General features: G+C 64.0%; 7 protein-coding genes. 5 read left to right on the forward strand and 2 right to left on the reverse strand.

The genetic code is table 11. The features are described 5' to 3' along the window. Positions 1-157: 157 nt before the first annotated feature. Positions 158-1,285 carry an ROK family protein gene (locus tag ACTEK7_RS27500; RefSeq protein ID WP_225148746.1) on the reverse strand — a complete coding sequence of 376 codons (1,128 nt, stop codon included), beginning with the start codon at positions 1,283-1,285 and terminating at the stop codon, positions 158-160. 332 nt (positions 1,286-1,617) lie between these two features. Here ACTEK7_RS27500 and rplU point away from each other — a divergent pair, with 332 nt between their 5' ends. The 3 genes from rplU to ACTEK7_RS27515 all read left to right on the forward strand — a co-directional run bounded on the left by rplU (position 1,618) and on the right by ACTEK7_RS27515 (position 3,133). Then, positions 1,618-2,004, forward strand: coding sequence for a 50S ribosomal protein L21 (gene rplU, locus ACTEK7_RS27505; protein WP_036008712.1), 387 nt, complete (start codon positions 1,618-1,620; stop codon positions 2,002-2,004). Positions 2,005-2,107: 103 nt separating this feature from the next. Next, positions 2,108-2,377 carry a 50S ribosomal protein L27 gene (rpmA, locus tag ACTEK7_RS27510; RefSeq protein WP_025032812.1) on the forward strand — a complete coding sequence of 90 codons (270 nt, stop codon included), beginning with the start codon at positions 2,108-2,110 and terminating at the stop codon, positions 2,375-2,377. A gap of 162 nt (positions 2,378-2,539) precedes the next feature. Continuing rightward, on the forward strand, positions 2,540-3,133 hold the full coding sequence (locus ACTEK7_RS27515; RefSeq protein ID WP_036024657.1) for a GNAT family N-acetyltransferase: 594 nt from the start codon (positions 2,540-2,542) through the stop codon (positions 3,131-3,133). Between the two features lie 174 nt (positions 3,134-3,307). Here ACTEK7_RS27515 and ACTEK7_RS27520 read toward each other — a convergent pair whose 3' ends face one another. Beyond that, positions 3,308-4,222 carry a DMT family transporter gene (locus tag ACTEK7_RS27520; protein WP_057026543.1) on the reverse strand — a complete coding sequence of 305 codons (915 nt, stop codon included), beginning with the start codon at positions 4,220-4,222 and terminating at the stop codon, positions 3,308-3,310. 270 nt (positions 4,223-4,492) lie between these two features. Here ACTEK7_RS27520 and ACTEK7_RS27525 point away from each other — a divergent pair, with 270 nt between their 5' ends. Together ACTEK7_RS27525 and obgE are read left to right on the forward strand one after the other, a co-directional pair. Next, the gene (locus ACTEK7_RS27525; protein WP_225148747.1) at positions 4,493-4,975 is read left to right on the forward strand and encodes a MaoC family dehydratase; all 483 of its coding nucleotides are present in this window, start codon (positions 4,493-4,495) and stop codon (positions 4,973-4,975) included. Positions 4,976-5,060: 85 nt separating this feature from the next. Then, positions 5,061-6,101 carry a GTPase ObgE gene (obgE, locus tag ACTEK7_RS27530; protein ID WP_025032816.1) on the forward strand — a complete coding sequence of 347 codons (1,041 nt, stop codon included), beginning with the start codon at positions 5,061-5,063 and terminating at the stop codon, positions 6,099-6,101. The last annotated feature ends 260 nt before the right edge of the window (positions 6,102-6,361 follow it).

A 6,361-nucleotide genomic window follows, 5' to 3' on the forward strand; every position in this document is an offset into this window, starting at 1 on the left:
GACCGCCAGACGCGGTAAACACTGGCGGTCCCGTGCCGCTTATTGAAATACTGGCCGTGAAGGGCGGCTTCGCCGGCCGAGTGGAAGCGACGATTCGACCCTAGCGTGCGACGGGCGGTCCGCAACGCAATCCGGTCCTTAACCTAACCGGTCAAGGTTACTCCTTGTCCGCTTTACCTTTTTTCTTCCCGTTCTCCGTGGTATCCCGGTCCTTGCCGTTGCCTTCCTTGCGGCGATTGGTGAAGCGCGCATTGCCAAGTCCGGTGCCGATGGTGAGCACGCCCCAGCGGTCAACGTCCTGCATGAACGGTACTTCCGAGAGCCCCTGCACCACGCCGTCATTGTGCATCAGGATCGCGGTGTCGTGCTCGCCAATAGCGGGGATGCCCTCGATCAGGCTCGCCGGCAGGTTGAACTTGCTGCTCTCCCAATTGCCCGGCAGATTCTGCGCGCCCTTCTCGATCGAGCCGTCCGGGTTGATCACACCGGGACAGGCGATGCCGATGAACGGCGCGAGCTTGTAGCCTTCGGCCTCGGCCTCCGTGATCAGCCCTTTCAGCATCTTGGTCAGCCGCTTCACCGCGCCTTCGCGCGTCGGCTCGTCGTCGGCGTGACGCCACAGCTCCGCATGCACCACCTTGGCCTTGGACAGATCCTTGGCTTTCTTCCAGCCGGTTTCCACCACGCCGCAGCGGATGTTGGTGCCGCCGATGTCGACGGCGAGAATGCTGTCATGAGCCTCGAAGATCCAGGACGGCGCCAGGTGCAGCGCGCCGATCAGGCCGGCCTCGTCAGGATGATGGCGGATCGGCTGCAGGTCGATCTTGAAGCCCTCGGATTTCAGGATGATCTCGGCGCGGGCGATCACGAGCTCGCCGAGCCTTGAATCGCGAAAGCCGCCGCCGACGACGATGCGCTCGGTCTTGGCCCAGGCCTTGGTCTTGAGGAATCGGCGCGTGACATAAGCGAGCTCCTGGGAGAAATCCTCGATCGCGCTGTGCACCACGGCCGAGGCCTCGGTGTCGTCGCCGATCAGGATGGCGTCCAGCGTCTTCTTGTTGATCTCCTCGGTCGGCACCTTCCCGAACGGGTCCTCCCCCGTCTTGCGCAGCGGCTTGCGCCAGCGCTCGAGCACCTCCCGGAACGCGCCCTTGCTGGCGCGGTCGCCGAGAAAGCCGTCCTCGTCCTTGATCTCGATGTTGAAGCTGTCGACATCGACCGATGGCAGCCGTTCGGCGCCATGCTGGGCAATGCCCGTTGTTTTGACCAATTCGTCTGTTGCCATGAGAGCCCTTGCCCCGCTTTCCTGTTCCGGCCGGGACAACTGCGGGGGAACCCGTTTGTTGCAAAGCCCACCCGAGATTCGGCTGCGCGCTTTCAGCGCGGCCAAAGCCTTCAAATCCGGGCGGTTTTCGCCCAGTTTTCCTTGACTTGGCGCGCTCAGCCGCTATAAGTCCCACAGCCGGCGCGGGGCGTTTCTCGCGCCGCTTGTTTTTGCTTGGGTTTTCAAAGGGATAATTCCCGCCCACGCAGACTCGCATAAACCATAGCGACTGACAAAAAGCCGGCCCGGACGACGCTCGTCCCGAGGCCGGGATTGAACACGGAGAAAGAACGATGTTCGCAGTCATCAAAACCGGCGGCAAGCAATACCGCGTCGTGCCGGATGATGTTCTCGAAGTAGGCAAGATCGAAGGCGAAGTCGGCTCGATCGTGCAGCTGAATGAAGTGCTCGTGGTCGGCGGCGACACGCCGGTGCTGGGCGTCCCGACGGTCGCAGGCGCGTCCGTCGCGGTCGAGGTGCTCGACCACAAGCGCGGACCGAAGGTCATCGCGTTCAAGAAGCGCCGCCGCAAGAACTCGCGCCGCAAGCGCGGCTATCGCGACGAGATCACGGTTCTGCGCATCAGCGAGATTCTGACGGACGGCGCCAAGCCCACCAAGGGCCCGCGTCCGAAGAAGGAAAAGGTGACGAAGGAGCCGGCAGCGGAAGCCGCCGAGTAACGCAAAACCGATCACGCCAATTCACGAATTGATGCGTGCGACGTTTTGAAATGATTCCGTCAAGGAATTGACCTAGAACTACGCAGGATTTCGGAGACGAGCCATGGCTCACAAAAAAGCAGGCGGTTCATCGCGCAACGGTCGCGATTCCAAGGGCAAGCGCCTCGGTATCAAGGCGTTCGGCGGCGAGATTGTCACGCCCGGCAACATCATTGCGCGTCAGCGCGGCACGACCTGGCACCCCGGCCTCAATGTCGGCATGGGTACGGACCACACTCTGTTCGCCAAGATCGAGGGCCGCGTTGCGTTCCAGGCCAAAGCCAACGGCCGCACCTTCGTATCGGTGCTCCCGCTTGCCGAGGCTGCTGAATAGACGGTGGACAAAAACGGAGTCCGCCGGTCCCGACTGAACCGGCGGAGTCCTAGAGATCGCAAGAGATCGAAGGCTCCAAGGGGAGGCGGGAAACCGGCCTCCCCTTTTCTTTGCTCACTTTGTTCTTTGCACTTTGACTTAGTGACTTTCACGGAGCCGGACATGTTGCAGGATTTCTCGAGCGTGACCTTGGCCGAGGCGAGACCAAGCGTCGTCGCCACCGAGCGGCTGACCTTGCGGCGGCCGACGCTGGCCGACGTCAGGACCATCGCCCGGCTCGCCAACGACCGCCGCGTCGCCGAGAACACGCGCCGCCTGCCGCATCCCTATTCGCAGGACGACGCCGCCGAATTCATCCGCGCCACCGCCGAGCTCGGCAGCGAGACCGTGTTCCTGATCGAGCACGACAGCGGGCCGGTCGGCATGGTCGGCATCGATTGCTCCAAGCCCGGCAATGCCGAGCTCGGCTACTGGCTCGGCGTCGAGCATTGGGGTCGGGGCTTTGCCACCGAGGCGGCGCGCGGCGCGATCGATTTCTTCTTCGAGGAGTTCGAGGACGAGCATCTCTACGCCGGCGCGCGCGTCACCAATCCGGCCTCGCGCAAGGTGCTGGAGAAGTGCGGCTTCCAGTGGAGCGGCGTGCAGCTGCACCGCTTCCTGGCGCTGGGCTCCTCGACCCCCGTCGACTGCTTCCGCCTCTCGCGCGGCGTGTGGGCCTCGCTGAAGAGCTGGAGCAGTGCGAGGCGGGTGCGGTAGGGCGAGGCGCCGCACTCACAATTGTCATCCCGGGGCGCGCGTAGCGCGAGCCCGGGATCCATAATCCCGGAGCGCAGTGTGGGGCAAAGCGCCCACTCCGGGTCGTCGTCCAATTGCTCTCTGGGGCTATGGGTCCCGGGCTCGCGCTGCGCGCGCCCCGGGACGACGTCGTGGCTACGCCGGCGGATTGACCTCGTCGCTCTCACGCCCCAAATCGCGCTCCCGAAGATAAATGTAGAACCCGGCGCCGATGATGATTGCGGCGCCGACGAGTGTTGCGATGGACGGGACGTCGCCGAACACGACGAAGCCGAAGATCACCGCCCAGACGATCATCGAATATTGATAGGGCACCACGACGCTGGCCGGCGCGAGCTTGAGCGAACGGTTGACGCAGAACAGCGCAGTTACCGAAACGCATCCGGCGAGCGCGAAGATCACGAGGCTGCCGGGCGTCGGCGGCACCCAGTTGAACGCCGACAGCACCGCGCCCAGCGAAAACGTGCCGACGAATTGCGAGGACGCCATCACGATGTCGGGCGTCTTGCGCAGGCTGCGCGTGATCAGCATCAGGGTTGCAAAGGAGAGGCTGCCGCCGAGCGCGATCAACGCCGGCAGGCTGACGGTCTGCGCCGACGGCCGCAGCGCGACCAAGACGCCGCAGAAGCCGATCAGGATCGCGGTCCAGCGCCGCCAGCCGACCTTCTCGCCCAGAAAGATTGCCGACATCGCGGTGACGAAGATCGGGCCGGCGAGATAATAGGTGATGACGTCGGCGAGCGGCAGATAGACGGTTGCGAGAAAGAAGGCCGCGACTTCCAGCGTCGACAGCACGACGCGAACCAGCTGCAGGCCCGGCCGCTCCAGATGCAGAAACTGGTGACGCTGCTTCCAGATCAGCGGCGACAGCAGGAGCAGTGCCGCGCAGGCGCGCAGGAATAGCAGCTGCCCCACCGAATAGGTCCCGACCAGGAACTTGCCCATGGCGTCGCCGAACGAGAACATGAAGATCGACAGCACCATGAGCCCGATGCCGGCCAGGCGCGCGGAGCGATCGTCATAGGCGGAGAGATTCTTGAACAGGGGCATTGCGACGAGTTGCAGGTTCGGGGGCTCGTCATTGCGAGGAGCTCTTGCGACGAAGCAATCCAGAATCTTTCCGGGGAGGGATTCTGGATTGCTTCGCTGCGCTCGCAATGACGGGGAGATAGCGGCGAAAGCAGGCGAATAGAGTCGCTTGCAGTCGTTTTAATGACGGCAGCCGCCGCGGCAAGCCCGCGCAAGCCGAATTGAACGGATTGTCGCATTGTTTGCATCGCGGTAGCGATAAGCGCCCAGCGACGAAAAGAGAGCTTTGACATGACCGACTTCGATCCCACCCGGCATCGCATGATCCCGACGCAACGCTGGTTTGAGGATTTCGTCGTCGGCGAACGCTTCGTGCTGCCGAGCCGCACCCAAACCTCGGCATTGTTCGCCGCATTCCAGACCGCGAGCGGCGACACCCACCCCGTGCATTACGACGTGGAGTATTGCCGCGCCCGCGGCATGCCGCACCTGCTCGCCCACGGCTTCCAGACCTTGATCCACACCGCGCCCGGCGCCGGCCTGTTTCCGTTCATGGTCGAGGACTCCCTGGTCGGCTTCCTCGAGCAGTCGAGCCGGTTCCTCAAGCCGGTGTTCGCCGACGACACCATCTATCCCGCGCTCGAAGTCACCGAGCTGGTGCCGGGGCGCAGCACAGGCGTGGTGACGCTGCGCAGCACCGTGTTCAACCAGCGCAAGGAGCTGGTGCTGGACGGCCTGCAGAAATTCCTGATCCGGCGGCGGCCGGTGGATTAAGCAAGGGGTCCAATTCGCGGAATTTCAGCCGATTTGCTGACCGATCCGGGTTGCCGCAGGGGGCCGGCTGGCCTACCTATGGCCCATGAAATTCCTTGACGAAGCAAAGGTCTATATCCGCTCCGGTGACGGCGGGAACGGCTGCGTGGCGTTCCGCCGCGAGAAGTTCATCGAATTCGGCGGTCCCTCCGGCGGCAATGGCGGCCGCGGCGGCAATGTCATCATCGAGGTCGCCGACGGCCTCAACACGCTGATCGACTACCGCTACCAGCAGCATTTCAAGGCGCAGAAGGGCGAGAACGGTTCGGGCTCGGACCGCCACGGCGCCAACGGCAAGAACATCGTGCTGAAGGTGCCGGTCGGCACGCAGATCTTCGACGAGGATCGCGAGACCTTGATCCACGACTTCACCAAGGTCGGCGAAAAGTTCGTGCTGGCCGAAGGCGGCAATGGCGGGTTCGGCAATGCGCATTTCAAGTCCTCGACCAACCGCGCGCCGCGCAACGCCAATCCCGGCCAGCCCGGCGAGGAGCGCTGGATCTGGCTGCGGCTGAAGCTGATCGCGGACGCCGGCCTCGTCGGCATGCCCAATGCGGGCAAGTCGACGTTCCTGTCCAAGGTCAGCGCCGCGAAGCCCAAGATCGCCGACTATCCCTTCACCACGCTGCATCCGCAGCTCGGCGTCGTGAATGCCGACGGCCGCGAGTTCGTGCTCGCCGACATTCCCGGCCTGATCGAAGGCGCGCATGAAGGCACCGGCCTCGGCGACCGCTTCCTCGGCCATGTCGAGCGCTGCCGCGTGCTCTTGCATCTGGTCGACGCCACCTGCGAGCACGCCGGCAAGGCCTACAAGACCGTGCGCAAGGAGCTCGACGCCTATGGCGGCCAGCTCACCGACAAGATCGAGATCGTCGCGCTGAACAAGATCGATGCGGTCGAGCCGGACGAGCTGAAGAAGCAGAAGGACCGCCTGAAGCGCGCCGCCAAGAAGACGCCGCTGCTGCTGTCGGGCGCCACCGGCCAGGGCGTCAAGGAGGCGTTGCGCGCGCTGGCCGATGTGATCGGCGAAAGCCCGGTCTCCGCCAAGGCCAAGAGCGCGGCCGAAGCGGAGCCGTGGTCGGCTTAAACTCTCTCCCCAACGTCGTCCCCGCGAAGGCGGGGACCCATACCGCGTGATCTATCTGTTGCGAAGGGTCGAAGTACCGAACGACGAGTCTTCGCCAAACGACTCCCTGTGGTTATGGGTCCCCGCCTTCGCGCTAGGGCATGCACATATCTGGTGCGACGGATTGACTCGGGTCCGCCGCGGGGATTCCAGAATCGGGAGTCTGTGTGATTCGTATTGCGGCACTCCATGGTTTGGACGGGGGTGCCGCGATGTTGTCA

The sequence above is a fragment of the Bradyrhizobium sp. JHI2711 genome (assembly GCF_056156565.1).